Source organism: Lysinibacillus sp. FJAT-14745 (genome assembly GCF_001275675.1).
In the GTDB taxonomy this organism is placed as follows: Bacteria; Bacillota; Bacilli; order Bacillales_A; family Planococcaceae; genus Lysinibacillus.
In genome coordinates this window covers 46666-72571 of the sequence record NZ_LITM01000005.1, presented here as the reverse complement: position 1 = coordinate 72571, position 25906 = coordinate 46666, and the positions used below count along the sequence as shown (strand labels likewise).

Below are 25906 nucleotides of genomic sequence, written 5' to 3'. Positions count from 1 at the left end.
GCAGGGAGGATGATTGAATGTCGCTTGAAATGGAGCGGAGGGTTGCTAAGCTCGAGCAGGAAATGATGGATTTACGGCAGGAATTAGAGGGCTTAAAGCGTCAGAAATCTGTTGAAAAAACAAGTACATTGAGCCCTAGAAAACCCATTATAGAACAATCTACGCCAAAACCAGCGCAAAATCTAAAGCCAAAAACAACAGCTCCAGAGAAAAAGATGCAACCACAGCGAACGTTGGAAGAGCGTATTATGTGGGCACTGCCAAAATTATTTATGGTAATTTTAGTGATGGGGGTGCTTTGGGGTCTTAAGCTCGTGAGTGATTATGGCTATTTATCGAATGAGGTTAAAATCATCCTCGCCTACACATTATCGCTTGCCTTAGCTGCAATAGCTTATGCGTTGGAGCATAAAAAAATAGGATCCTCAGCCATCACAATTTCTTTGTACGGAGGGGCATTTATTGTTGGAATATTAACAACAGCCGCTAGTGCGATATTGTATGAGATCATCGGTTTAACGATGGCACTTGTTATTGCCGTTGTTTATATCGGCTACGGTATTGCTATTAGCTATTTAAAGAAAAACGAAGTACTAACAATATTTGTGGCGTTTACCTCATTATTACTCCCTTATTTACTAGAATATATGGATTTTAGTCCTATAATTATTTTAATCTATGTGGTTGTCCTATTTACGATGCTGCAATTTGTCATTCATCAACACAAGCAGAAATTGGCTCTCTATATAGCAACCTTTTTCTCAGAGCTAGCTGTCAGCATTATAGCGTTTATGAACAATGACAATCGAGTTGTTTTTGCAATAGGTTTCCTAGTTGTTTTAACTATTTTTTACACGAGTTGGTGCTGTTTATATAATGCAGAGTCTAAACTGAAATATATTCATGTCGGACTCCAATTTAGTCTAGGAGCCTTTAGTTTATTGCTCTTGAACTTTATCATTAGTCCAATTGAATATAGCGAAGCACTATTACTCATATTAGTTTGCTTGTTTGCAGCTTTAGCGGGTTATGGCTATAAGCAAAAATGGCAGGAGGCATTTGATAGTGCCGTAACACTCGCATTTATTACACTATTTAATACGCTATTAGTTATGAATTTTCCAGAGAAAGTGGATCATTTGCTAATCCCGTTCATCACCTTTGCAGGCGTTATGATGAGTTTACGTTTACGAATTAGTTTGATGAAGGTTGTTAGCTCATTTTTATTTATGATTACACTCGCGTTAAGCTTTATAATTCATGGGCCAACACCACTTTTCAGCATAGATCATGCTAGCTTGATCATGCCAGGAATATATCTCCTGATTATTTATCTATACGCAAGACGTCCAAAAGAGACACTGACTGTATTTGAAAAGTTAATGAAGGATCTATATGTAATTGATTTTTTAGCAGTAATAACGACTGGTTATTTCTTAGCCTATACCGGAAAGCTGGATGTAACATACTTTACAGGTGTTGGTAATATTCCACATCTAATGTGCATCATCCTCGCTTTACTTTTCGCGGGATCACTTTTAGTACCAACAAAATATAAAGGGCGTGCATTAACGCCGGTCCTTAGTGTATTTTTCATTCTCTTCACACTAATGCTTGAAGTTATTCCGTACAATATGCAAGGTGTCGAGTGGTTAAATATAGTAACGAGAATCGTATATATCGCTGTTATCGTAGCAATTGTAATTGATTTACTGATGAATGGGCGCATTTATCAAATCTATCAAGAGAAAATAGAGAAACGCTTGGACCCGATTGTAAGTGCAGGCGTTGTGCTTTCAATGATATCTGTTTGGGGGCTCATATCCCAGCTTACCTACAACAGTTTGCTTGATTGGAAGCTAAGCATTGCCTTCTCAACGATTACATTATTCCTAACAGCGAGTATTGCACTATGGCTTAGCACCTTGCGCAACTTACGAACATTACGTATAACAGGTTTTATCATCTTAGTTATTGCGTTTATTAAGCTTATATTCTTTGATTTGTCAGCGCTAGACTTATTAATACGAGCTGCCCTGTTTATCACGATTGGTGGGATTGGGTTGCTGTTGTCAGGTAGGTTATTGCGGAAATAAAAAAAGGGTTATTTAGAGTATCATTACAAATACGGTACTCTAAATAACTCTTTATTGTTTGGTTCTGTTAAGTTATATGTTGATTTTTTTGATAATACAAAGGAAGGCCTCCAATGAAAGACTTTCCTTATCCTTAATTAGCAAATTATAATAGAAATCAATATCAAACTTCAGTGCAGAAACTGAGGTGAAATGAATTTAAATTGGAATTTGATTGGCGCGCATACTTCAAATGTATGGGCGTCTATTAGTATAGGAGGACATGGAAATGGAAATTGCTTATACAATTACAGTTTTAATAGTGGGGCTCGTTCTAGGCTCGTTTTTTAATGTAGTTGGCTTACGTGTGCCTTTGAAAGAGTCCATTGTGCGTCCGCCCTCGCATTGCACTTCTTGTAAGAGACAGTTGACAGCACTTGATTTGGTGCCTGTTTTGTCTTATGTATTTTTAGGTGGAAAATGCCGTAGCTGTGGGCAAAAAATTTCTTGGATTTATCCACTGATGGAGCTTATTACTGGCGTATTATTTGCTTTTGCATATTGGAAATTAGGCTTTAGTGTAGAGTTTTTCGTTGCGCTATTATTAATTTCATTATTAGTGATTATTGTTGTATCGGATTTTGTGTATATGCTTATTCCAGATAAGATACTACTCTTCTTTTTGCCATTACTTGTTTTAGGACGAGTGATATCTCCTTTGTCTCCGTGGTGGGACAGTATAGTTGGTGCTGTCGTAGGCTTTGGCATATTATATTGTATAGCTGTTCTATCAAAAGGTGGAATGGGTGGAGGCGATATTAAATTGTTCTTTTTACTTGGTCTCGTACTCGGCACAATACATGCAATTCTGACGCTATTTTTAGCAGCCGTGATTGGTATGATTGTTGGGTTAGTTGTGTTAAAGGTACGCGGGCAGGGAAGGAAAGCACCTATACCATTCGGACCGTCTATTGCTCTAGCAGCTATTATTATCTATTTCTATGGGGATGCGTTGATGGATTGGTATCTCGGATTTTGGTAATTAATCAGTGGATTTCTTCAATGATTAATAGTCTTCACCAATCACGCTTTTACAGGCAGTTAATGCAAGATCAAGATCATGGAGGCGATAAGATGAAACCAATTATAGGTATAACGGCTTTTGCGGAGGATGATTTGTCCTCGAGATTAAATGCTGCTTACAGCAAAAGTATAATTGAAGCTGGTGGTGTTCCACTTATAATTCCGCTTGGAGTGGAAAAGGATGTTGCGCAAATTTTATCGCTGACGGACGGATTGTTACTATCGGGTGGTTATGATGTACATCCATTCCTCTTTGGTGCAGAACCTACACCAAAATTAGGGAAGATTCATCCAGAAAGAGATACAGCGGAGCTTGCTTTAATTAACGGAGCCTATACTCGGAAAATGCCGATTCTCGGAATCTGTCGAGGGCTTCAAATACTGAATGTTGCGTTTGGAGGCACAGTCTATCAGGATATTGAAAGCGAGTACCATAGTCGAAAATTAATAAAGCACATGCAACAAGCGGCACGAGGCGTTACTACACATCATGTTAATCTAACACCTGATACACTATTAAAAACGATTATTGAGGAAGAAAAAATTGCTGTGAATTCATTTCATCATCAGGCAATAAACATAGTAGCAGAAAAATTGGAAGTGGTAGCAAAATCAAGTGATGGTATCGTTGAAGCGGTAGTGCATGATGATTTACCATTTTGTCTAGCAGTACAATGGCATCCTGAAGAGCTAGCCATCGCAGGAGATGAAGTATCAAAGAAATTATTTAATGCATTTGTAGAGGCAAGTTTGAAATTTAAATTCCCTTGAAAGAAGTCTCCCACTTCTAAACGTGAAGGTGTGACAGCATCAGTGAAAGTGGGTGATGAATTTCGGTTAGGTGTTGCCTAAAGTTGTGGGAATCAACCCCACGGTATGGGGATGAGCTGTTTTAATTTAACTAAAGACATTGCTAGGTGTAAGAATCCATTTGAAAGTGGGTTCTTTTTTAGTGTATAAAATGGAACTCAAAAGATAAGAAAAAAGAGGTATATGCTCCTTTGTGAACATAAAATCCTCTTTTTATATTTTAATATTGAGATACTTTTAATGTACACGACGATAAAGACCTACAACTTGCCCCAAAATAGAAACTTGGTCTACGATAATTGGCTCCATTGTTGAGTTTTCAGGTTGTAAACGGAAATGATTTTTTTCCTTGAAGAAACGCTTTACAGTAGCTTCATCTTCTTCAGTCATTGCTACGACAATATCACCATTATCAGCTGTTGCTTTTTGTTTAACAATAACTAAATCTCCGTCTAAAATACCAGCTTCAATCATTGATTCACCCATAATTTCTAGCATAAATAATTGATCTTCACTAGTACCATAAGTATCTGGTAGTGGGAAATATTCATCGATATTTTCAATAGCAGTTATCGGAGAACCTGCAGTAACCTTCCCAACAAGTGGGACATGTATAACATGTTGCTTTTGAATAGAATCCTCTGGCTCTAGAATTTCAATGGCACGTGGTTTAGTTGGATCGCGTCGAATCAAACCTTTTTGCTCTAAACGAGATAAATGTCCGTGAACGGTTGAGCTTGAAGCAAGTCCAACTGCTTCACCAATCTCACGTACAGATGGTGGATACCCCTTTGCGCGCACTTCTTCTTTAATGAACTCTAATATGGCTTCTTGTCTTTTCGAAACTTTTTTCATGATTGCTCACCTCTTTTTTTCTAATGATTCTACTTATTAATAGTATAACAGAATGCGAACACTTAAGCAAACATAGGTTCGAAAAGTGTTTGACAAAAACGTTTGTTCGCACTATTATAAGAACATACATTCCGAACAAACATTCTAGAAAAGGGGTTATAAACATGAACTGGTTAAAGAAAAATCCACATATTACAACTTTATTAGGGGCTTGTCTACTTTTTGCAGCATACCTTTTTATAACAGACCCAGGCGATGTTGCGTACACAAAAATTGAAATCGCACATGGTGATAGCTTATGGTCGTTAGCCGAACAATACCGTGGTAAAATGAAAACGGATGAATGGATTAAGCTTGTGAAAACAGAAAATGAATTATCTAACGTACAAATTATTGCAGGTAAATCTCTAGTGGTTCCAGTAGTGGGTGACCAACCCCATCCTATAAATTCAATTGAAATTGCGAGAAATGAAAAATGATAAATAATCAACAATCGGCTGTTGTCTATTGCCGTGTGAGTACAGAAAAAGAGACACAAAGTTCCTCATTAGAGCGTCAACAGGAGGAGTTGATGCGCTATGCTAAAGAACAGGGCTATGAAGTCAAACATGTTTTTAAGGACAAGCATAGTGGCTATGATGTGGAACGTGAAGGATTATTAGAAATGCTCGATTTCATTAAAGAAAAACAAATAGAAGCATTATTCGTGCAGGATGAAACACGCTTAGGACGTGGAAATGCTCGAATGGCAGTGTTGCATTTATTGCAGAAAACTGAAACTGATGTTTTTTCTATGCGAGACGAGGGACCTTTACAATTAAATGAAATGGATACGATGCTCCTGGAAATTTTAGCAATTGTAGAGGAATACCAGCGCAGAATCCATAATGCTAAAATACGCCGTGGCATGCGTCGTGCCGTTGAAAATGGCTATCGTCCTGAAAATAATTTATCCAACCGTGGAAATCCAAACGGTCAAGAACGTAAAGATGTACCTGTAGAAGAAATTGTAAAGCTACGTAATCGAGGCTTCACCTTTGAGGAAATCGCCATGACTCTTAGAGGTCTAGGTTTTGATGTAAGCAAAGCTACTGTCCATAGGAGATATCGGGAACATCAAGAGGGAAGCGGACAAAATAAAGTGACGTTTTAATCAGTGGGAGTTTTGTCGGCCCGCTGATTTTTTATTTTAATGGATCTTGAAGGATAGCCAAAGTGACGGATAGAACCTGATCGATGACTAGAATGAATAATTAATATCCATTTACCATGTTGCTTGGATATAGAACTGTACCCAGCCGAAAATAAAAAAATAAGAGAAGTAGCGAATTCTACCTCTCTTTCTGATAAATTCTCTATAATGTTGAAAAAATTTGTATCATCTATTACTGTAACTAAGTTTTCATATTAATTAGCGCTAATTCGTTATTCTCGGTACCAACTTTCATCAAAAGAAAGATTTAGGGCTTTACCGGATCATCACCGAAACGTGTGGTTGATTTCCGTTCCGACTGGGCGCTTTCCTGGGGGCGTTCGATAAGCCGCTTCGCTTCGCTGCAGGGTCTTATCTGAAACGCTGATCCCCGAGGAGTCGCCCAGTCTCCACTACAATCAACTATTTGCATAGTAAACGTTTTAACAAAAGTCATCCACAACTTTTGGTGATGAACCGCTTTACCCACAGTAATGCCAAATTCTACAAAACCTCTACCTCTTGCGGTTATGATGTTGCCGTCTTGTACAACTAGGTCTTCAGAGAAATAATTAAGATCAAAGAAGCCTAACTTATTCATACCTTCTGGTGATAATCCTACAGTATATTTTTTGTTCTTTAATACTCCAGCTTTTGCTAAAAGAGATGGACTACTAGAGATACTTGCAATGATCGCACCTTTGGCATTCACATTATTAATAAAATCAATTAATTTCTGCTCATGTATTAGTAAAGCGATATCCATACACCCAGGTAATATCAGGCTATCGATTTCGTCAAGATTAACTTCACGTATTTGTTCATCGGCTATACAAGATAAACCAGATTCTCATTTGATTTTTTCACTGTGTAATCCAACGGTTACAATAGGTTTATTTCCTTGCATTAATATAGATAATGCTACACTCAGTTCGTATTCACTAAATTGGGGATACAATAATACAGCGGTCTTTTTCATATAAATCTCTCCTCTGAAAGTATCCTATGCCCATTCTTCTTCTAAGACAGAATAGTAATATTCATCCCACCACTCATCTCCATGGGGTATACATTTTTTGAAATAACCCTCGCGTCTCATACCGATTTTCTCCATCACTCGATAGGATGGGATATTTTCTGGTTGGCATGTTGCAATAATTCTATGAAGTTTCATTTCTTTAAATCCGTAGTTCAGTACAGCCCTCGCTGCTTCAGAGGCATATCCATTATTGAAATAGTTCGGATTTAACACCCAACCAATCTCATACGTATGGTCACCAAAATATTGGTGGAAAACAATATGACCAATAACAATATTTTCACTTAGTAAAATAATAGGGAAGTATTTTGCTTTTTCATCGCTATTTTCTGAAACAAACTTTTTTGCTTGTTCCTCATTAAAAACGTCCTCTGGAAGATACTTCATCACATTTGGATTTGAAGTATATTCATAGATAGCTTGCCAATCTTGAGCCTCGAAATTTCTTATTAATAGTCTGTTCGTTTGGATAAACAATTCATTTTCCTCCTTTGCAATGAAGTTTCACATTAGCTTTCTTTTCTATTTATTTATCAGCTCATTAATCTTTCTATTCAATTTTTTTACTTCGGATTTGTTATATAAATAAAATAGCAGCCAAATAAGAGTGAATAGCAAAACACTTAAGAATAGCATTAACATAGTTACTCCTATAGATGATGTGGGAAGCCAATTTAAAAATAGTGCAACAACAATAAAAGTACCTAAAGAAATTGCAAAATGGATAGCTGCTTGTAGTAAAAATGTTAAACGTTCTACTTGATAAATATATGATGGTAATACGCAAGCAAGCCCCACAATAATTGAACCTAAAGATTGTTGTATAAAGTTAGTCATAATAGCTTCTAAAAAAATATCTCCAAAAATCCAAGAACCCAAAAGATTAATAAAAACAAAAACTGTACAGCCCATACATACGCCAAACGCTACATTTTTTAAAAAATGCACCTATCTTAAACCCCCAAACGCTTTTTAAATTGCTTTCGATAATTACGAGAAATTACTTCTTTAATTCCTAAAACTAGCTCAATCTCCATTGTTCCATTAAATGAAGCTTCAATATTTTTAACTTTTTTTAGATGTATAATTGCAGATTTAGAAATCCGTATAAAGTCATTCCCTAATTGTCGCTCTAATTCATATAAAGGTTTATTCAATACGAGACGATTATTATCTTCGTCATATAAAGCTAATTCTCTTCCTTCCGTTCGAATAACAATAATTGAATTTGGATCAACGATATATGTTTTATTATTTGCTATCCCTGTTAAAATTCGTTCTTCTTGCTCTTGTTGTAATAAAGAAATAGCGGCTTGTATCGTAGGAGTAAGTTTTGCTGTACAAATTGTGACATGTGGCTCTTCATACTCTGCATCTATTTTTACCTCTATTTTCAGTTCTATCACCTCTCAAAAAAATTATAGCATATACAACATTTTAGAAAATGCAGGACATTGGTTGAAAAAGGCTTCTTACACACTCATAACAACATGTTACTCCAAACGTCTTGTTGGGGTACATTTCTTTCGATATATTGAGTTCAGATAAATTAAAGCTTTTGATGTACTGCAAATGAAATAGAGATCTAAATAATATGGATATGAATTTTTCGAGTAATTAAGTATTCGACAGTTCATGATTAGGAGGCTACGGCTATTATGAATGAATTAACTACTTCAAGTGAAAGAAGTAAAACTGGTTGGATATTGGTGAATATTTCAACTATGCTCACAGCTAGTATAATTTTTTGGAGTTATAATAATCCTGAAGGTTTTATTGAAAATGGAATTGGCTTTAGGACAGAAGTATTTTCGAATATATTTATTTGGATTTTTACACTTATTATCATAGTGGGATACATTGCATATACAATCATTGCAATCCCTTTCGTAAAAGTACATTTATTTACTCTATCTTGGCTTAAAGTAATTGGAATATGGGCTGCCATTGTGGCAGGGATAGTAGAAGAAGTTGTTTTTAGACATTTACTTATGGAATACTTATTAACTATTGGAGCTTCAGCCGTCACGCAAATACTAACTTCAGGGATACTCTTTGGAATTGCTCACGGTGTATGGGTACTTTTTGGAGGGAATTGGAAGTTTGCGTTACCTGCTATAATAAGTACCACAATTTTAGGAAGTCTTCTCGCAGTGCTTTATATTATGGCTGGAAGAAGTACCTTTGCACCAATCATAGCTCATATTTTGATTAACATGTTTATTGAACCATGGCTAATGTTATCTGCTGTTTCTGGAAAATGGGATAGTAAATAAAGAACAAATTATGTATATATATTAGAAATGTGTAGCCATGACAGCGTATCAGGCTAACCGCGGCTAGCTAAATGTCCTTAACCTGCACCTTTTTTTAGAAGGTGTTTTTTATTTCCAAAGGCTATTGCACGTTTACATAACAAGTCGACTAAATCATAATCAGTGGAGGAAAAAGCGTGTAGAGAGGTCCTGTGCCTTTCTATAATTGGTTAAACGAGCGTGATAGCCTTCCACAATCAATTAGTAGTAGACCATGTAATTAGAGAATTGGGTAGAATGGTAGATGGGTGAAATAATGTTATGGAAAAACACTCTACTTTGGTTGGATTTTTAACATTCGTTGGTAGAATAGTAGATTGCTAGTATATAATACTAAGATATTATGTTTTTTAAAATAAAACTATGTTGGGGGAGAATAATGAAAAAATTATTTATTGTGTTACTAGCAGCATTTGTATTTGCGGTAGTAAATCCAACGAAATCAGAAGCAAAAGTGATGTATGATGGAGCAGAAGTTGTAAAAGAGCAAACAGGAAAAATGACCTTTAAAAAAGACATCAAGGTATACAAGAGAAATCCAGATGGTACTTTTGATTCGCTAGTGGTAAAGCGAAATAATTTCTTTAGAACGTATGATATTGAAAAATATGATAAAAAAATATTCTATCAAATGGGGCAATACCGCGTACAAGCAACGGATTTAGTAGTTTTCAAAGAGGTACCAATAGAAATTCGTTCATCTTTTTATAAATCCCCAATCTATATTGTTAGTACTCGTGATGGTATTAATGCTAGCGAAAATTACGGACACTTCTTCAGCAATGCAGGAACATGGTTTATTGATTTCAAAAATACAAAGAATGGACAACTACTGAAGCATTGCAACGGTGAATATGAAAAAGACGAATTTTGTGATGAGTACCCTGGTACAGATCTTAAAATCGTTGAGAGAATATGGACGGATAGTGGCGTACGTTATGAGCTAACAAAAGATGCGGAAGGGAAAGACGTTCCATTAAAAGAATCTAAAACTGAAAGAATGATGAAAAAGGGAAGTACTGTTTTTTCAAGGTTTTATCATGAAATTAATGGTTATATATATGTAGCTGATGACTTAGAAGGAAGACTCGATGATGCTGTTTGGCTCCCAAAGAATTCACTAATGCCAGTTGGAGATAAGTGATAGATTATGAATTATATATAGCCCTCTTAATTATTTGTTAAGGGGCTATTTTTTTAGGGTTTGTTGACATGCGGATAGGATGTTAGTCGATGTCTTCGCTTACCGAATGAAATATTAAAGTGGCTGGGACATAAGTATACTTTCAAAGCAAAATTAATAAATTTCACATCAGAAAAGCGCGAGAAATCAACGTTTCTAAAATTGATTTCTCGCGCTTTTTAAGGTTTTAACCAGTTATGTCCCAGCCTCTTAGTTGTTATTGTGATAGTAATATCCTATCGTTTAAATGCTGAAATCAATTGAGGGAGTAAGCATTGTGCTGTAAATATTGAATCTTAATCATTTATTCTTTTTAATCTTTTAAAACATGCTCTTAATAATTAATATATATAATCAAGCAGCTGCAGAAATGTGGTTGCTTTTTATTATGGCCAAAAGAAAAACACTTTCAGCTGCACGATGAGCTGGAAGTGTTTCTTGCTATCGTTTAAATTTTATCACCGTTCTTTAGGAAGAAGAAACCTTCAAATTCAACTTCTAATACATCGGCAATCTTTTTTAAATCTTGTTCGCTAAAATTATCCTTCTTCAATTTCGTATTAATATTTTGTCGAGATTGTCCGAGTAGCTCAGCTAGATCCTGGACTGACATGCTTTTTCTGTTTAATAAAACTTTAATCTTTTCCCCCATTGTCAAAGACACTCTAACACCTCCTACACCTTAATTATAACATGATTTACGAAGGTGTTGACAACCAATATATTGACAAAAGCAATATTTATTTTTACAAAAAACTTGATTTTGACAATCGTATGGTTTACATTGGAAATATAAATTTTTACAAATAACCATCAAAGGTTAGTCGGTGAATGGACTAGAAATAGCCGACATGTTGATGTGGGAGGGAATATCAATGTGTGGACGTGACCAATCGAAAACTATCCAGAAGCGCAATGAATACATCCACAACAAATTGAAGCAACTGGATCAGGTTAAAGACGCTCGCAAGCATACAAGACGGTTAGCGCGCATCATGAAGTATCACAAGTTATTAACCGATGTGGAAGTAGAGCATATGAGGAAGAAATTGAAACAAGCTTTTAAGTAAATACGAACAATATTTATTCTTTGGATCCATTAAAGTTCGTGATTAGAAAGTGAGGTGAGAACAATGGCAGCGTTTGAATATTTAGTACAATATGAAACATTCAATTCAGTACAAGAAATGGATATCAGCACGTTGAACAGCATATCCAGCAACATTACTATGACCTAACTGAATCAGAGAGTGCCATTGTTTATAAACTCGCTTCACATGCTCTTAATTACCCTGGGGTATGTCATTTGAAGGCTGCCACAATTGCTGACAGCTTAGAGATCAGTACAAAGACGGTGTACAGAGCGATTTCAAAACTGGAATCACTAGGGATTATTAAGAAACAGGTCACTACGAAGGAAAAAGGCGGTCGTGGTGCAAACATCTATATTATTTTGCCGTATCAATTAGAAGTGTGTGGAAGCACTGACAAACCATTTGAGCAAGAGGCGGTTCAAAGTGAGGTTGTTCCATTACAAGCAGCATGTAACACGGCTAATGCTGAAAAAGAAGCATGTAAAGAATTTATGAATGATTATCAGCAAATGCTTTACGATTTCATGCATTCGCTGCCACTTTCGGACATTTTCAAAGATGAGCTGCATAAAGTGGTATTGGCATCTAATGTAAGTAACATTCAGGAATCATATTGGCTAAGAACATCATTTTTAAAATGGCCAACGATATTAGAGATGGTGTGCTGACAGTTACAAAGACATTACGTGCAGTATTCGTAGGAGCCCACAACAAAGCAGTACAGCGCATAGGTAAGCATCCGACAACAAACACATCATATATGAAGAAAAAGCCTGTAAATGTACGTCCAGTACCTTTCTACAATTGGCTAACAGAACGTAATGGACCAACAGAAGTATTTTAATAAGAAAGGAAGTGAATGCAAATGAAAGTAACGGTTAAAGAATGGCGTGTAATGTCTGATCGCAACAAACAATTACTTTTAAATGCGGTAGCAACTAAATAAAACATAGATGAAAAGGGGAATGAGAACATGCAGCAACAAACACAACACTTATTAGAAACAGTGGTACTCGAAAATAGTAATGATGCTACAGGATTATCTGTACAAATGACCGAATTACGAGTTGTACAAAGCGCAGTAGCAAAATTGATGAATAGAATTGACGAAATGACAGAAAACGGTTGGCATGAGGATCGTGGAATGGCTTATATGTCTATTCAAGAAATTCAAGATACAGTGCGTTTAATTGATATGGCTTTTTATCCATTGTTTAAAAGATTGGAAGAAGATGTGAATACCATTAACATTCATGCCGATGAATTATATGAAACGGTAATTAAAAGTGCATCTGAAGTACAAAGTATTTGAGAGTTGTGCAAATTTCATAGGTCTGCTCAAAATTGAGCGTACTTCTGCAAAATTGGATTGGTCCCTCAAAAGTGAGGAGACCTCTCTAATTTAAGAGAGATCTGTTTCACTTTCAAAATTTTACTTTTGTAATAAAAAGTACGGAAACTTGTTGGTACTGATAAAGTAAGAGTTATAATCCATTAAAGTGCTAATTACCACTAAAGTGACGCCATTTGTAAATATCTTCGAAACGATTAAATATTTCCTGGTAAATTACATCCTCACAAAAATGCAAATATTCATCATCCTCACCAAGATAATATACATATAGACTGGATAGTATTTGCATATCTTCTTTTCGTGTTTTTAAAAAATCATTTTTAATAAATCCAACTCTGTTGTTTTTTGATCTATTGATTACTTCTATTCCATCGCTATTTATACTTATTACTCTAACTTTTGTGGTTTGCCCCCGATACAATCCACAACTATCTGCAATCTCAGCTGGCATCTTTAAAAGTTTAATATTTCTCATTGATTTTCACTCCTTTATTTTTAACTATTTTCAATATAGCTAGTTGAATGAAAAAAAACAAAAACATTTGGTAATGTAATTACTTTATTGGTTAGTAAAATAAAAAAGATTGGAGCAAATTGCTTCAATCTTACTCACCCATCCCTGTACACACGCTCGCAGTTCTTGGGCTTTGCAAAGTCGATACGGCTCTTTTTTTATGAATGCCCACCTTTTTGACTTTTCACTCTCAATCCTTTACAGTCGAAATACTCACGAATTTTACAATGTAGGAGGATTATAATGAACATTGAAATAAAAGATACTTTAATCTCTGCAGAATCTTTACAAGCAAAAGTAAAAGAACTAGCACTACAAATTGAACGCGACTTTGAAGGCGAAGAAATCGTGATAATTGCGGTATTAAAAGGTTCTTTCGTATTTGCTGCTGATTTAATTCGTCACATAAAAAATGAAGTAACAATCGACTTTATCTCTGCGTCTAGTTACGGCAACCAAACGGAAACAACAGGAAAAGTTAAATTATTAAAAGATATCGACGTCAACATTACAGGCAAAAACGTAATTGTCGTAGAAGACATTATCGATTCAGGCTTAACACTTCACTTCTTAAAAGACCATTTCTTTATGCATAAGCCAAAAGCACTAAAACTCTGTACATTACTTGATAAACCAGAGCGCCGTAAAGTTGACTTAAAAGCAGAATACGTCGGCTTCCAAATTCCAGATGAATTTATAGTTGGCTATGGAATTGACTGTGCTGAAAAATATCGTAACTTACCATATATTGCATCAGTTGTAACAGAAAAATAAAAACAAATATAACTTCCATCGATTTCTGATGAGAGTTTATTTGTAAACGTAAATTAACTCCAAAAAAACAAGCATTTGCAGAATTTTAAATTGAACTAGGAAATGTAGAGCAAGCTGCGATAAAGGCTGGATACAGCAAAGTCTACGCAAGAGGTAATGCTCATAAATTTGTTGCAAATGTGAGCTTAAAAACTTATATAGAAAATCGCATGGAAGAATTAAAATTAAAAAGGTTGAAGCAATTAGCCTCAACCTAATATAACTCACACATTCCTGTACACACGCCCGCCGTATTTTATTAGCCCCAAATCCATGCTTTTTCATTCATTGTTTTGCATTACCTTAATGAATAAAGCGATGCGAGAAAGGTTGGTATAACTGCATTCCAAGGGAAAACATGCTATACTTTGCATACCATATTCATTAAGATATGTACTGAAAGGTGTGTAACTATGATATCAAAAGAAAAAATTAACCGAATCAATGAACTTTCTGCTAAGGCTAAAAGTGGTACATTAACAGAGGCAGAAGCTAAGGAACGTACAGCGCTTCGTAAGGAGTATCTAGATACATTTAGAGCAACGATGCGTGATACAATTGAAAACGTAAAAGTGGTAGATGCTGAAGGAAATGATGTAACACCGGAAAAAGTTAAACAAGCGAAAAAAAATAAATTTCTAAATTAATGTGTCACATTTAAATCAATTACTCCTCGGCGTAATTGCGTCAGGATTTTGAATTGTGCTAGCACAATTAATTCCATTCAAAATCCGTAACATCCGCCGGAGGCATTATCTTTATTCAGTTAGTCTTATACGGTTTCACTGCTGTGAAAATATTAAATTTAAAATAAATATTTCTACTGAATAAAGATAAAGTATGTAATAAAACGTAAATAGTATAACAAAAATATTGTTTTCTGAAGCAATGTTGACTAAACTGTATAAGAACAATATATAGGACGAGAAAGGATGTCACAAAAAAATGACTCAACATGCGGATCAACTAGCGATTAATGCTATCCGAACTTTGTCAATCGATGCAATTGAAAAAGCAAACTCAGGTCACCCAGGTTTACCGATGGGGGCTGCGCCAATGGCTTATACGCTTTGGACAAAACAACTTCGCCATAATCCGGCGAATCCAAAATGGTTTAACCGCGATCGTTTTGTACTTTCTGCAGGTCATGGCTCAATGCTTCTATACAGCCTACTTCATCTTGGTGGCTACGGCTTACCAATGGAAGAAATTCAAAATTTCCGTCAATGGGATTCATTAACTCCAGGACATCCTGAATATGGTCATACAGTTGGGGTAGAGGCAACAACGGGTCCTCTAGGTCAAGGTATTGCTATGACAGTTGGTATGGCAATGGCTGAACGTCATTTAGCAGCTACTTACAATAAAGCAGGACATGACATCGTTGATCATTATACATTCGCACTTTGTGGCGATGGCGATTTAATGGAAGGTGTAGCAGCTGAAGCTATTTCATTAGCAGGTCACTTGAAGCTTGAAAAGTTAATCGTTTTATACGATTCAAACGATATTTCTTTAGATGGTGATTTAGAAAAATCATTCTCAGAAAATGTCCAAAAGCGTTTTGAATCTTATGGCTGGAACTATTTAAAAGTTGCTGATGGTACTGATGTTGAAGCAATTAACGCAGCTATCGAAGAAGCTAAAAAATCAACTGGCAAGCCAACACTTATCGAAGTGAAAACTGTAATCGGTTTTGGTTCACCAAACAAATCAGGTAAAGCTGCTTCTCACGGTGCACCACTTGGTCAAGATGAGGTCGTTTTAACAAAAGCTACTTATGAATGGACACACGAGCCATTCCAAATTCCTGCAGAAGCATATGATACATTTGCTGCAGCTGCTAAAACTCAAGGGGCACAACCTGAAGAAGCTTGGAATGCTAAGTTTGAAGCATATAAGCAAGAGTTCCCAGAATTAGCTGCACAATTTGAAAACGCAATGAATGGTCAATTACCAGAGGATTTCGCTTCAGAATTACCAGTTTATGAAACAGGTAAATCAGTAGCTACTCGTTCTTCATCTGGAGATGCAATCAATGCAATTGCGAAGAAAACACCATCATTCTTCGGTGGTTCAGCTGACCTTGCTGGCTCAAATAAAACAACAATGAAAGACGCTGGAGATTTCTCTGCAGACGATTATGCTGGCCGTAATATTTGGTTCGGTGTACGTGAGTTTGCAATGGGTGCTGCTATGAACGGTATGGCACTTCACGGTGGTCTTAACGTATTCGGCGGTACATTCTTCGTATTCTCTGATTATGTTCGTCCAGCTGTACGTCTTTCTGCATTAATGGGTCTTCCTGTTACTTATGTATTTACACATGACTCAATTGCTGTAGGTGAAGATGGTCCGACACATGAACCAATCGAACACCTTGCATCTTTACGTGCAATGCCAAACTTATCTGTAGTTCGCCCAGCTGATGCAAATGAATCAGCAGTTGCATGGGAGCTAGCAGTAGCATCTGAAAAAACACCAACTGTTTTAGTATTATCTCGTCAAAACTTACCTGTGCTTGACGCATCTATTGATACAGTACGTGAAGGTGTGACTAAAGGTGCATATACAGTGTCTCCTGCTACAAAAGAAGTGGCAGATGCCATTTTAATTGCAACAGGCTCTGAGGTTTCACTTGCAGTTGAAGCACAAAAAGCATTAAAAGCTGATGGCGTGGATGTGGCAGTTGTTTCAATGCCATCTATGGATCGTTTCGAAAAACAAGACGCAGCTTACAAAGAATCAGTTCTTCCAAAAGCTGTAACAAAACGTCTTGCAATCGAAATGGGCGCATCATTCGGCTGGCATAAATACACTGGTTTTGAAGGGGACGTTCTTGCTATTGACAAGTTCGGCGCTTCTGCACCAGGTGAATTAGTAATGGAAAAATACGGATTCACAGTAGAAAATGTTGTAGCGAAGGTTAAAGCTCTATAATTTATTAAATACCGCAATACTCAGTAGGTTAAATCTCCTCTGAGTACTGCGGTATTTTTTCATGTTTAGAAGACTTCACTAAAGAAATCCAAATAGCTGCACAATGAATTAGCAACATAATGACAAAACAGTAAAAGCCCTTGGAACTTCCTTCAATATTTAACTCATCAGCTATAATGCCACTAAACCAAAGAAGCTGCCCTGTGACGATTGCTGAGAGGCTTGCAAAAAGTATACAAAACCAAATAGATACTTTTTTTATAATCACAATGATAAGTAGTAAAACAGCAAAAAGTAAGGTAGCTTCAAAAATCGGATCAAGAAGTGAAAATGTATTTTCATTTACGAAATGCTTATAAGTAAATTGAGTATCCACACAACCCCTCCTTAAAAATAATAACGTTTATGGTAATAAAAGGTTTCTTCGGTGAAGAAACTTATCTGGTATTAATTTCCGATTGAGATACAATGATAAGAGTAGGAGGGCTATTTAAATGAACTCACAAGCTATACTCACACAAGTAAAGAAGACTTTCTCACAATTAGATTGTACAGGTGGCGGAGTTATTATTAATAAGCATGGTAAAACCGTACTAGAAGAATATTTTGGTGTGCAAGGACAACAACAAGACGCTAAGAGGGTAGGACCACATACTCTTTTTCATCTTGCTTCTGTTCGCAAAACATACGTAGGCTTTGCTGTAGCATATGCGATTTATCATAACTATATTGCCTCAATAGATGATCCACTAAGTGAGTATTTAGAAAATGAAAAAGTTTTTGCCGATGTATCAATTAGACATCTACTAACACATACTCACGGTTTACGTCGTCAAAATGAAAATGAAAAAGTAATGAAGGAATTCAAAGCAGGCTATAACTGGGCATACCGAGATATCAATGTAGAACTACTTGCTAATGTCATTATTAAAGTTACTGGAAAAACTATTGCAGAAATTGTAGATGAGCAAGTATTTCAAACATTGTCTTTTACTGAAACAAATTGGTTCAGTGAAAAAAATGAACAGCATATAGAAGTAATACATAATGATAGTCCATTTTGGTATGAAAGCGAAGTATGTGATGGCAGCAAAATGAATATGTATAGCTCATTAAGAGAGCTAGCAAAGTGGGGGCAAGTGCATCTTGATAAAGGGAGATTATATGGAAAACAAATGATCCCTGAAGAAATCATACAGTTATTAACGACAATTCAATCCCCGAATACTAAACCAAAGAATTTGCCCACTAATGGCTTTTTCTGGTTTGTTCAGCCTCAACAGAGAAATGGGGTTACAGAGTTAAGTCCATTATTACCTAAAGGAAGTTTTCAAATACTTGGTTATACAAGTGTCGCATTATTGGTAATTCCGGAAGAAAATATTGTGGCAGTTCGTGGATTTAATAGCTTTGGTTCACCTGAAGGGTTTGATTACATCAAGGATATTCATGATTTAGGTTCTATAGCATTTCAATCAATTCAATAGAGGAATAACGATAAAAGGAGAGCTAGTAATGAAAAAATATAGCGTAGTTTTATTTGATTTAGACGGTACAATATCCGATCCTAAAATTGGGATAACGAAATCTGTTCAATATGCGTTACAAAAAATTGGGATAGTTGAGGAAGATCTAGATCAGCTTGAAACGTTTATTGGGCCTCCGTTGCAAGTATCATTTCGAGAAATATATGGATTGGATGATGTTCAAATACAGCAAGCGATTGCCTATTACCGTGAACGCTTTATCCAAAGTGGCATGTATGAGAATAAATTGTATCAAAATATATCCTCATTATTAGAATGTTTACAGAAGGAGGGATATCAGTTAGCAATAGCTACATCTAAGCCAACTGTATTTGCTGAACAAATTTTACAATATTTCAACCTTGAACATTTTTTTGACCTTGTCGCAGGTAGCAATTTAGATGGGACACGTTCAGCAAAAGGAGAAGTTATCGCATTTGCACGCGAACATTTTAATGAAGTGAATATCGATCAATTTATGATGATTGGAGATCGTAAATACGATATTGTTGGGGCACATGAAAATCAAATTGATTCTATCGGTGTTACTTATGGCTATGGTTCACTTGAGGAATTAACGGAAGCACAAGCTACATACATAGTGAACAGTGTAAACGAGCTGCAAGAACTTTTTAATAGATTAGGTTAAAAAAATACGAAACTACATTGGGAAATGCAGTTTCGTATTTTTTTTGGAAAACAGAAAGAATCGCTGATAAAAACGCAAAAATCGCTGATAACCCAGGTAGAATCGCTGATAAGAGCGCAAAAATCGCTGATAAACCCAGCAGAATCACTGATAAATCAAAACTTACTTCGCTAGCCCGTTTTGAAAAGCATAGACTACAGCTTGTGTGCGGTCTTGAACATCAAGCTTCGCTAAAATATTGCTAACATGTGTTTTCACAGTCTTTAAGGCGATGTATAGGTCATCGGCGATTTCCTGATTCGCTTTGCCCTTAGCCATAAGCAGTAATACTTCCATTTCACGCTCTGTAAGTTGCTCATACAGTGGGGTATTATTGCCGTGACGCATGCGATGCATCATTTTTGATGTTACTTCTGGCTCTAAAACAGTTTCGCCACCCATTGTTTTACGAATGGCCTCAGCTATTTGCTTTGCATTGGACGTTTTTAAAATATAGCTGACTGCACCAGCCTCTAATGCAGGATAAACTTTGTCATCATCTAAAAAACTTGTCACCATCATAATTTTTGCTTCTGGCCAGACAGCTAAAATTTCTGCTGTCGCCTCAGCTCCTGTCATGATTGGCATCACATTATCCATTAAAATAATGTCAGGACGCAGGGCAAGAGCACGTTCCACTGCCTCTTTACCATTTTCAGCTTCACCGACAACAGTGATATCTGGTTGTGCTGACAAATAGGCAGATACACCGATACGCACCATCTCATGGTCATCCACTATTAACACTTGAATCATTCACTTCAACCTCCATCTGTAGTGGAATTTTAACCTCTACAATTGTACCTTCTCCAGGCACTGACACAATTTTGTACATACAACCTATTTCTACAGCGCGTTCAGCAATATTTTGCAGTCCGTAAGAAGTAGATTTATCGGCTTCGACATCAAAGCCGAGGCCATTGTCTTGAATACGTAAAATGGCTAAATCATCGCGGGCTACGAGCAGTAATTCAACTTCGCTCGCTTTGGCATGACGTAGCGTATTCGATAACGCTTCCTGTGCAATACGGAATAAATGATCCTCCTCCGCTTTGGATAACGCCATTTCCTCAAGCTCATATTCAATATGAAAAAATACTTTTTGCTGCAGCTCAATAATTAGTTCTTCAAGACCTTGTGCAAGCGTTTTATTGTGCAGAGCTACTGGACGTAAATGTAATAATAATGCGCGCATTTCAAGCTGTGCCTGTTGCACAACTTTTTCGACCTGCTTTAAGCTTGTAGCATTTTCATCAGTTTCGGTTAATGCTGAAAGCAACATCGAAGCTGCGAATAATTGCTGTGATACAGAATCATGGAGCTCACGAGCGAGGCGTTGACGTTCAGCAATAATGCGCTCTTGAATAATTTTATCATTTGCTTCTGCACGTTCATTGGATAAGCGTTGTAAGCTTTTGCGTTGAGTGTCAATTAACTCACTTGTTTGAACTAAAGCTTTTTTCAAAGGTTTTGGTAAAGGCTGTTTTTTAGGTAATACAAAATCAGGTTCAACTAACTGTTTCACGATGCGGGTTGCCTGTGCCTCTCTTGCACGGGCAGTCATACTAATCCAACTTGCAATCAGTAAACTAAGCGCAAAAAGAATGACAGCGATAAAACCACCGAGTGGGATATTATTATAATTCTGCTGCCATAATGGCTCCCATGTTTTCTCTTTTGGCTCGCCCCAAACAACGACAAGAAGACAGAATGCAGCACTCATCAAAATAAAAAATAGAGTAAATATTCTTGAGATAAAGGCAATCATTTACGTAGCACCTCCAAGTCCCCAAGCCATGTTGCGACATGTATCACAAGTGTACGCTTTGCATCCTCAGGGTTTCCATCTGAGAAACTTACACTTTCATTGAGTATGCGTTGCGGTCCAACATGTAGGCATTTTAATTCACCAAACAATGTCGTATAGTGTAAGCGGAATGGAATTTCATATGGGATATAAATTTGTACCTTACCAATGCCTTGTCGAATCGTAATAAGACTTGTGCCAGCAGGTAAAATTGTTTGTGTTGTATCAATCGTAATGTCACCTGCAAGTCGCTGAATTTGAACATCTTGCCATTTATAGGCTTCTAATGGTGCAGGCATTGTACCGAATAATTCGTTTTTCGTAGCAGGAAGCTTTTCGAAAAGCTCCAAGCCAACAACTTTCTCTGAGTTTTCTCTTTGCAAGTATTGATAGAGCATATATAAGAGAATGATGACAATAAATAAGCGCAAACTCCACATCGTAAATAGTGCAATCGAGATAAAGAAAATTCCTGTCCATTTAAAGAAACGATTTTTTTTCGTGAAACTTAAATAAAGAAGTCCTACTCCAATCAATAGACAAAAGGCGCCACCGTTATTAAAAATTGTGAGCTCCACAAAAACGAGTAAAAAGAAGCATAGTACCCAAAATGTGAGCTTATTAGTTGTGAAATTTTGCAAGAGGGTCACCCTTCTTTCTACAAATTGATGAGAGAAGACAAACTTCTCTTAAAATAAATATTATTAAAAGTGTTTTTAATGATCTTCAAGCATTTTCTTGATTGTGTCATTTATCAATGGTGAATCCAGTGTATTTGGATAGTGGGCAGAGTGCTCTAAAGTGATAAACTCCTTACCATTTGGTGCATCTAATAGCTCATAATATTGCTTTGCTAATTCATAATTCGCTTGTTTATCATATTTACCTTGTATAAAATAAACGGGTATATCTATACTTTTTACAGAATCAAAAAAATTAGTAAGAATGATTTCTTTTTTTAGTTCTTGGCTTTCTATTAGGCTAAACTGTGGCCCTGAAATAAATGCTTTATACAGATCCTGTAAAGAGTAATCAGGGGAAGTGAAAGCCCCTTTTATCAATTCAAAGAGATTGACTTTCTTGATCGTATCATCAAAATAATTCATGCCTTTATATTGATTGATAAGATCGCTAAATTGATCCTCATCTTTTGCTAAATAAGGACCTTTTCCTATATCGTCTAAAATTCGGAGTGTTTTTTTATCTTCATTATCTATAGCTTCTCTCTGTAACCAACTGTACCCAAGTTCTTGACCTTTACTAGTATTAGTTAATTGAGAAATTCCTAAGTAGGCATAGAACTTCTCAGGATAATTAGATACTAATTGAGTTCCAATGACTGTACCGAAGGACTGACCAATGACAAATATTTTTTCCTGTTGATAATGTTCTCTAATATAATCCACTATTATATTAGCATCTTCTGTAAATTGAGAAAGGGTCAGTGTAGTATTCTTTATTTTTTGGTTAAAACTTTTTCCGGAACCTCTTAGATCATAATAAACTGCTACGCAATTCTCGGTTATTTCAGGATACAATGTTCGAGCACTCACGCCATAGGGGAATGGTGACCCTGGCCCACCATGTAGGAATAAACAAAATGGTTTCTCCTTATCTTTTCCTTCCACTAATATATATTGTTTATCGCCATTTACATTGATTCCCTTTAATTCGCTAATACCACCATTTTCAATAATTTCAGCACTTTTTTCTTTAATTTGTTGTTGTACAAAGAAGCGATAACCTAATAACATGAATATAAGTAATATAAGTATAAAAAAAGCAAAAAGACATATTTTAATCATAGGACTAAACCACTTTCTGTTTACACTTTTTTCATTAAGATAATTTTCTCTATCTCTTTTTGGTCACCTTCAAAAGTTTTTTCTTCAAAGAAATGGGATGCTTCAATAATTGAGGCATCCCTTATTTCTTTTATTATTATAACATGTTATTTGTTTTCAATTAGCAGTGGTTCGTTATCTTCTGTGACATTTTTTTCTAGCTGTGCAAGACGAGACTCGAAAGATGTAACTTCATGATCTTTGTCGATTTGATACGCCAGTTTATCGATATATGATTCTAAATCTTCAAAGTTGGTTTTATTGTTTTTAGCAATCATACCGTCCATTTGATGGTGAGCGCGTGTGACGTTTTCTTTGCCCATAAGCTGTAATTGACGCACTTTCATATCTTTAATTTTGTGTTTCATCGTTTCAAATTTGCGTTCAAGTTCGAAATATTCACGTGTACTAGCTTCGATACTAGCTTGCAATGTATTGTTACGTGCTGTATATGCAGCAACTTCATCCGAAGCAAAATCGATTAAATCTTGCTCACCGCTAGTAGTAGCTAATTTTAATTGAGCCTCACGTTTAGCTAGTAACTCTGCATTTTGCTTAAATTCTTGCTCTAGTTTTTCTTTTAGCTGACCTTGACGCTCTAATAATTTTCCAGTTTGCTCTGTTTGTTTTTCTGCTTCACGAATGTATTGGTTTAACATCGCAATTGGGTTTTTTTGTTCCTTCTTATCAAATAACTGATGTAAATCTGCCTCTATTGTATATTTAAAACGTTGAAATAAGTTCATGTTAATTCGCTCCTTTTATTTTGTTAAGTTAGACCATTCTTTTTCAAAGTTTGTAAATGGATCTTCTTCTTTAGCTTCAATCGTTGGGATTTTTACATCTTCGCCATTCCATTTTTTATAGATAACATAGATGACAGCGATTGCTGCTAAACCAACCATTGCTGGGATATTAGATATTGCTGATAGTACACCAATCAGACCTACTGTAAACCATAAGATTTTGCCGAATGTCGATTTGCTTGAAGTGTAGAAGTGCATACCGAGTGCTACAAACAATCCAGAAAATAGTAGGCCTGCAAGCGGTCCTGTTAAAGCAAGTGCAACACATCCTGCGATAAAGCCTCCTATTAGTAGAAAAAATTTTCTCATATGTTTTAGCTCCTTTCGTTGATACCTTTATATTACCTATTAGAAAGCTTTGCTAAAACGGACTGGAAATTGATTTTACTCTAGGTCTTGAGGCTGAGAGTATTCTAAGCACTATAGAAAAAGCAAAAATGCAATTAGCCATAATGTATTTAATAGAACGGAAAGTAGAAAGTTTTCGACAAAAATAGAAGATGAATGCCTCCCTCGTTTGACAAATTAAAAAGTTTGGATGAGCTATACTTATGAAAAAGAAATGAGCGAAGGAGGATTTCTAGTGAGAACCTATTCCATATATAAAATAAAAGAAGAGCATTTAACGTTTATTTTCGGCAGAGAGCGTAAGTTATTAGAAATGATGCAAGGCTGTGAAGACGCTAACGAGAAATCCTTAAAAGAACTTGCATATATATGTGAAACCGTTCGCTTCGATGAGATAGCTACGATGCTAGAGGCGCAACTAGATTCCAAATATGCACATTTAGAGAGAGCTCGTAATGCTTTGTTTTTAGAACATCCTATAAAAGGAAAAATGGCTATTTATTTAGTGGAACGCAAAATTTGTGTCTATTGTGAGGGATCACGTATGCTGGATTTGGATCTATTCCAGATGCTAGCGAAGATGAGCGAGCGCTTTATTGCATTTAATAAACAAGATAATGAGTGTGGGTGGCTAAAGCCAATGAAGTATACAATGCATTAGGAAATTTCACTACAATATATAGTAACACGCTAATATTTGGTGTATAATGGAGCGTGGAGAGTTTTTTTCTCGGTATATATTGTAGTGGAGGAGGTTGGTTGTATGCCTACATGGGGCTGGATTATTATTGTAGTTATCGCATTAGCAGCGGGCGCAGCACTTGGTTTCTTTTTAGCTCGTCAAGCTATGATGAAATATTTAAAAGAAAACCCACCAATTAACGAACAAATGATTCGTATGATGATGGCGCAAATGGGACGTACACCGTCTGAAAAGCAAGTACGCCAAATGATGACACAAATGAATAAATTCCAAAAATAATTGGAATTTTTAAAAAGCAACTAGTCCAAGCAGGGCTAGTTGCTTTTTTTATATCAGCAGTTGTCTAAACGTAATTTGTGAGAATAATTAAAATAATTAGTAAAAAACATATAATTCTATCGGAAAACTCGTTATAATGGAAATATTCTATATAAAGGAGTTGTTTGTATTGCAGAAAGAAAAAACAAATGTGGAAAGCTTTGATTTAGACCATACGAAAGTAAAAGCGCCATATGTACGTTTAGCAGGTGTTAAAACAGGAAAAAATGGCGATGAAGTGTACAAATATGATATTCGTTTTAAACAGCCTAATAAAGAGCATATGGAAATGCCTGCATTACATTCCCTAGAGCATTTATCGGCAGACATTATTCGCAATTACTCTGATCATATTGTTGATTTTAGTCCAATGGGTAACTAAACTGTTACGACAAATTTAGACTAAACTATACAAACCTGTATAGAAGCATAGATTTATAACAGAATACCCTTCGTATCAAGCGATTGGTGCGAACTCCACGTTAATTGCTTTTAACTCCTAAAGCCTTGTGACCAACGCGAAGCTGGAAACGGCAGACGTAACGGTGCGAAAGCAGAAAAAACAACAAGGATGGCATAAGCTGAAAAAAATCACTCAG

General features: G+C 36.1%; 32 protein-coding genes and 2 pseudogenes. 20 read left to right on the top strand and 14 right to left on the bottom strand.

Annotated features, from left to right (window positions below):
- Positions 1 to 17 precede the first annotated feature (17 nt).
- The 3 genes from AMS59_RS07735 to AMS59_RS07725 all read left to right on the top strand — a co-directional run bounded on the left by AMS59_RS07735 (position 18) and on the right by AMS59_RS07725 (position 3929).
- Positions 18 to 2096: a DUF2339 domain-containing protein gene (locus tag AMS59_RS07735; protein ID WP_053483181.1), complete on the top strand. Its 2079-nt coding sequence runs from the start codon at positions 18 to 20 to the stop codon at positions 2094 to 2096.
- Between the two features lie 268 nt (positions 2097 to 2364).
- Positions 2365 to 3117 (top strand): A24 family peptidase, encoded by a 753-nt coding sequence (locus AMS59_RS07730; RefSeq protein WP_053483180.1) that lies wholly within the window; start codon positions 2365 to 2367, stop codon positions 3115 to 3117.
- 92 nt (positions 3118 to 3209) lie between these two features.
- Positions 3210 to 3929 carry a gamma-glutamyl-gamma-aminobutyrate hydrolase family protein gene (locus AMS59_RS07725; protein WP_053483179.1) on the top strand — a complete coding sequence of 240 codons (720 nt, stop codon included), beginning with the start codon at positions 3210 to 3212 and terminating at the stop codon, positions 3927 to 3929.
- 276 nt (positions 3930 to 4205) lie between these two features.
- On the opposite strand, the gene lexA is transcribed toward AMS59_RS07725, so the two are convergent.
- Complete coding sequence (gene lexA, locus AMS59_RS07720) at positions 4206 to 4823, bottom strand: transcriptional repressor LexA (protein WP_053483178.1); 618 nt, start codon at positions 4821 to 4823, stop codon at positions 4206 to 4208.
- A 164-nt stretch (positions 4824 to 4987) separates the two neighbouring features.
- On the opposite strand from lexA, the gene AMS59_RS07715 reads away from it, so the two are divergent.
- Both AMS59_RS07715 and AMS59_RS07710 read left to right on the top strand, forming a co-directional pair.
- Complete coding sequence (locus AMS59_RS07715; protein ID WP_053483177.1) at positions 4988 to 5302, top strand: LysM peptidoglycan-binding domain-containing protein; 315 nt, start codon at positions 4988 to 4990, stop codon at positions 5300 to 5302.
- Complete coding sequence (locus AMS59_RS07710; protein WP_053483176.1) at positions 5299 to 5976, top strand: recombinase family protein; 678 nt, start codon at positions 5299 to 5301, stop codon at positions 5974 to 5976. The genes AMS59_RS07715 and AMS59_RS07710 overlap by 4 nt, the downstream gene beginning before the upstream one ends.
- Before the next feature lie 307 nt (positions 5977 to 6283).
- On the opposite strand, the pseudogene AMS59_RS26190 reads toward AMS59_RS07710, so the two are convergent.
- From AMS59_RS26190 to AMS59_RS07690, 4 genes and pseudogenes are all read right to left on the bottom strand, one after another.
- Positions 6284 to 6850: pseudogene (locus AMS59_RS26190) on the bottom strand (DJ-1/PfpI family protein); the annotation flags it as partial.
- Positions 6851 to 7018: 168 nt separating this feature from the next.
- The gene (locus AMS59_RS07700; protein WP_053483175.1) at positions 7019 to 7531 is read right to left on the bottom strand and encodes a GNAT family N-acetyltransferase; all 513 of its coding nucleotides are present in this window, start codon (positions 7529 to 7531) and stop codon (positions 7019 to 7021) included.
- A gap of 45 nt (positions 7532 to 7576) precedes the next feature.
- On the bottom strand, positions 7577 to 8002 hold the full coding sequence (locus tag AMS59_RS07695; RefSeq protein WP_234007709.1) for a DUF3021 domain-containing protein: 426 nt from the start codon (positions 8000 to 8002) through the stop codon (positions 7577 to 7579).
- Between the two features lie 5 nt (positions 8003 to 8007).
- Positions 8008 to 8460, bottom strand: a complete 453-nt coding sequence (locus AMS59_RS07690) for a LytTR family DNA-binding domain-containing protein (protein WP_234007708.1) — start codon at positions 8458 to 8460, stop codon at positions 8008 to 8010.
- Positions 8461 to 8712: 252 nt separating this feature from the next.
- Here AMS59_RS07690 and AMS59_RS07685 point away from each other — a divergent pair, with 252 nt between their 5' ends.
- Entirely contained in the window at positions 8713 to 9330 is a 618-nt protein-coding gene (locus AMS59_RS07685; RefSeq protein ID WP_053483174.1) for a CPBP family intramembrane glutamic endopeptidase, read from the top strand.
- A 418-nt stretch (positions 9331 to 9748) separates the two neighbouring features.
- Complete coding sequence (locus AMS59_RS07680) at positions 9749 to 10513, top strand: hypothetical protein (protein WP_053483173.1); 765 nt, start codon at positions 9749 to 9751, stop codon at positions 10511 to 10513.
- A gap of 487 nt (positions 10514 to 11000) precedes the next feature.
- Here the strand turns inward: AMS59_RS07680 and AMS59_RS07675 are convergent, their stop codons facing one another.
- Positions 11001 to 11216, bottom strand: coding sequence for a helix-turn-helix transcriptional regulator (locus AMS59_RS07675; protein WP_053483172.1), 216 nt, complete (start codon positions 11214 to 11216; stop codon positions 11001 to 11003).
- A gap of 211 nt (positions 11217 to 11427) precedes the next feature.
- Between AMS59_RS07675 and AMS59_RS07670 the strand changes: the two genes are divergently transcribed.
- The 4 genes from AMS59_RS07670 (at position 11428) to AMS59_RS07655 (ending at position 12958) form a co-directional block, all read left to right on the top strand.
- Positions 11428 to 11622, top strand: a complete 195-nt coding sequence (locus AMS59_RS07670; protein WP_053483171.1) for a hypothetical protein — start codon at positions 11428 to 11430, stop codon at positions 11620 to 11622.
- A gap of 98 nt (positions 11623 to 11720) precedes the next feature.
- Positions 11721 to 12314: a helix-turn-helix domain-containing protein gene (locus AMS59_RS07665; protein ID WP_082337428.1), complete on the top strand. Its 594-nt coding sequence runs from the start codon at positions 11721 to 11723 to the stop codon at positions 12312 to 12314.
- The gene (locus tag AMS59_RS07660) at positions 12284 to 12490 is read left to right on the top strand and encodes a hypothetical protein (protein WP_156304583.1); all 207 of its coding nucleotides are present in this window, start codon (positions 12284 to 12286) and stop codon (positions 12488 to 12490) included. The genes AMS59_RS07665 and AMS59_RS07660 overlap by 31 nt, the downstream gene beginning before the upstream one ends.
- Before the next feature lie 129 nt (positions 12491 to 12619).
- The gene (locus AMS59_RS07655) at positions 12620 to 12958 is read left to right on the top strand and encodes a hypothetical protein (protein WP_053483168.1); all 339 of its coding nucleotides are present in this window, start codon (positions 12620 to 12622) and stop codon (positions 12956 to 12958) included.
- Between the two features lie 190 nt (positions 12959 to 13148).
- Here AMS59_RS07655 and AMS59_RS07650 read toward each other — a convergent pair whose 3' ends face one another.
- A complete protein-coding gene (locus AMS59_RS07650) occupies positions 13149 to 13475 on the bottom strand; it encodes a hypothetical protein (protein WP_053483167.1) in 327 nt (108 codons plus the stop codon).
- A gap of 282 nt (positions 13476 to 13757) precedes the next feature.
- On the opposite strand from AMS59_RS07650, the gene hpt reads away from it, so the two are divergent.
- The 4 genes from hpt (at position 13758) to tkt (ending at position 17267) form a co-directional block, all read left to right on the top strand.
- Positions 13758 to 14288 carry a hypoxanthine phosphoribosyltransferase gene (gene hpt / locus AMS59_RS07645; protein ID WP_053483166.1) on the top strand — a complete coding sequence of 177 codons (531 nt, stop codon included), beginning with the start codon at positions 13758 to 13760 and terminating at the stop codon, positions 14286 to 14288.
- 89 nt (positions 14289 to 14377) lie between these two features.
- Positions 14378 to 14545 carry a terminase small subunit gene (locus AMS59_RS26185; RefSeq protein WP_255350003.1) on the top strand — a complete coding sequence of 56 codons (168 nt, stop codon included), beginning with the start codon at positions 14378 to 14380 and terminating at the stop codon, positions 14543 to 14545.
- A 195-nt stretch (positions 14546 to 14740) separates the two neighbouring features.
- Positions 14741 to 14974 (top strand): DUF896 domain-containing protein, encoded by a 234-nt coding sequence (locus AMS59_RS07640; protein WP_053483165.1) that lies wholly within the window; start codon positions 14741 to 14743, stop codon positions 14972 to 14974.
- A 298-nt stretch (positions 14975 to 15272) separates the two neighbouring features.
- A complete protein-coding gene (gene tkt / locus AMS59_RS07635; RefSeq protein WP_053483164.1) occupies positions 15273 to 17267 on the top strand; it encodes a transketolase in 1995 nt (664 codons plus the stop codon).
- A gap of 28 nt (positions 17268 to 17295) precedes the next feature.
- On the opposite strand, the gene AMS59_RS07630 is transcribed toward tkt, so the two are convergent.
- Positions 17296 to 17643: a hypothetical protein gene (locus AMS59_RS07630; RefSeq protein WP_053483163.1), complete on the bottom strand. Its 348-nt coding sequence runs from the start codon at positions 17641 to 17643 to the stop codon at positions 17296 to 17298.
- 118 nt (positions 17644 to 17761) lie between these two features.
- Between AMS59_RS07630 and AMS59_RS07625 the strand changes: the two genes are divergently transcribed.
- Both AMS59_RS07625 and AMS59_RS07620 read left to right on the top strand, forming a co-directional pair.
- Positions 17762 to 18754 carry a serine hydrolase gene (locus AMS59_RS07625; protein WP_053483162.1) on the top strand — a complete coding sequence of 331 codons (993 nt, stop codon included), beginning with the start codon at positions 17762 to 17764 and terminating at the stop codon, positions 18752 to 18754.
- A gap of 28 nt (positions 18755 to 18782) precedes the next feature.
- Positions 18783 to 19442: an HAD family hydrolase gene (locus tag AMS59_RS07620; protein WP_053483161.1), complete on the top strand. Its 660-nt coding sequence runs from the start codon at positions 18783 to 18785 to the stop codon at positions 19440 to 19442.
- Positions 19443 to 19604: 162 nt separating this feature from the next.
- Here AMS59_RS07620 and AMS59_RS07615 read toward each other — a convergent pair whose 3' ends face one another.
- The 6 genes from AMS59_RS07615 to AMS59_RS07590 all read right to left on the bottom strand — a co-directional run bounded on the left by AMS59_RS07615 (position 19605) and on the right by AMS59_RS07590 (position 24247).
- Positions 19605 to 20237: a response regulator gene (locus AMS59_RS07615; protein WP_053483160.1), complete on the bottom strand. Its 633-nt coding sequence runs from the start codon at positions 20235 to 20237 to the stop codon at positions 19605 to 19607.
- Positions 20212 to 21249 (bottom strand): sensor histidine kinase, encoded by a 1038-nt coding sequence (locus AMS59_RS07610; protein WP_053483159.1) that lies wholly within the window; start codon positions 21247 to 21249, stop codon positions 20212 to 20214. Before AMS59_RS07610 ends, AMS59_RS07615 begins: the two co-directional genes overlap by 26 nt.
- Entirely contained in the window at positions 21246 to 21938 is a 693-nt protein-coding gene (gene liaF, locus AMS59_RS07605; protein WP_234007707.1) for a cell wall-active antibiotics response protein LiaF, read from the bottom strand. Before liaF ends, AMS59_RS07610 begins: the two co-directional genes overlap by 4 nt.
- A gap of 66 nt (positions 21939 to 22004) precedes the next feature.
- Complete coding sequence (locus tag AMS59_RS07600) at positions 22005 to 23093, bottom strand: alpha/beta fold hydrolase (RefSeq protein ID WP_053483157.1); 1089 nt, start codon at positions 23091 to 23093, stop codon at positions 22005 to 22007.
- A gap of 146 nt (positions 23094 to 23239) precedes the next feature.
- Positions 23240 to 23878, bottom strand: a complete 639-nt coding sequence (locus tag AMS59_RS07595) for a PspA/IM30 family protein (RefSeq protein WP_053483156.1) — start codon at positions 23876 to 23878, stop codon at positions 23240 to 23242.
- A gap of 15 nt (positions 23879 to 23893) precedes the next feature.
- Entirely contained in the window at positions 23894 to 24247 is a 354-nt protein-coding gene (locus tag AMS59_RS07590) for a hypothetical protein (protein ID WP_053483155.1), read from the bottom strand.
- A 274-nt stretch (positions 24248 to 24521) separates the two neighbouring features.
- On the opposite strand from AMS59_RS07590, the gene sirA reads away from it, so the two are divergent.
- The 3 genes and pseudogenes from sirA to AMS59_RS07575 all read left to right on the top strand — a co-directional run.
- Positions 24522 to 24947 (top strand): sporulation inhibitor of replication protein SirA, encoded by a 426-nt coding sequence (gene sirA / locus AMS59_RS07585; RefSeq protein WP_053483154.1) that lies wholly within the window; start codon positions 24522 to 24524, stop codon positions 24945 to 24947.
- 102 nt (positions 24948 to 25049) lie between these two features.
- Positions 25050 to 25268, top strand: coding sequence for a YneF family protein (locus AMS59_RS07580; RefSeq protein WP_053483153.1), 219 nt, complete (start codon positions 25050 to 25052; stop codon positions 25266 to 25268).
- A gap of 136 nt (positions 25269 to 25404) precedes the next feature.
- Positions 25405 to 25683 (top strand): annotated as a pseudogene (locus AMS59_RS07575) (S-ribosylhomocysteine lyase); the annotation flags it as partial.
- Positions 25684 to 25906: the final 223 nt, after the last annotated feature.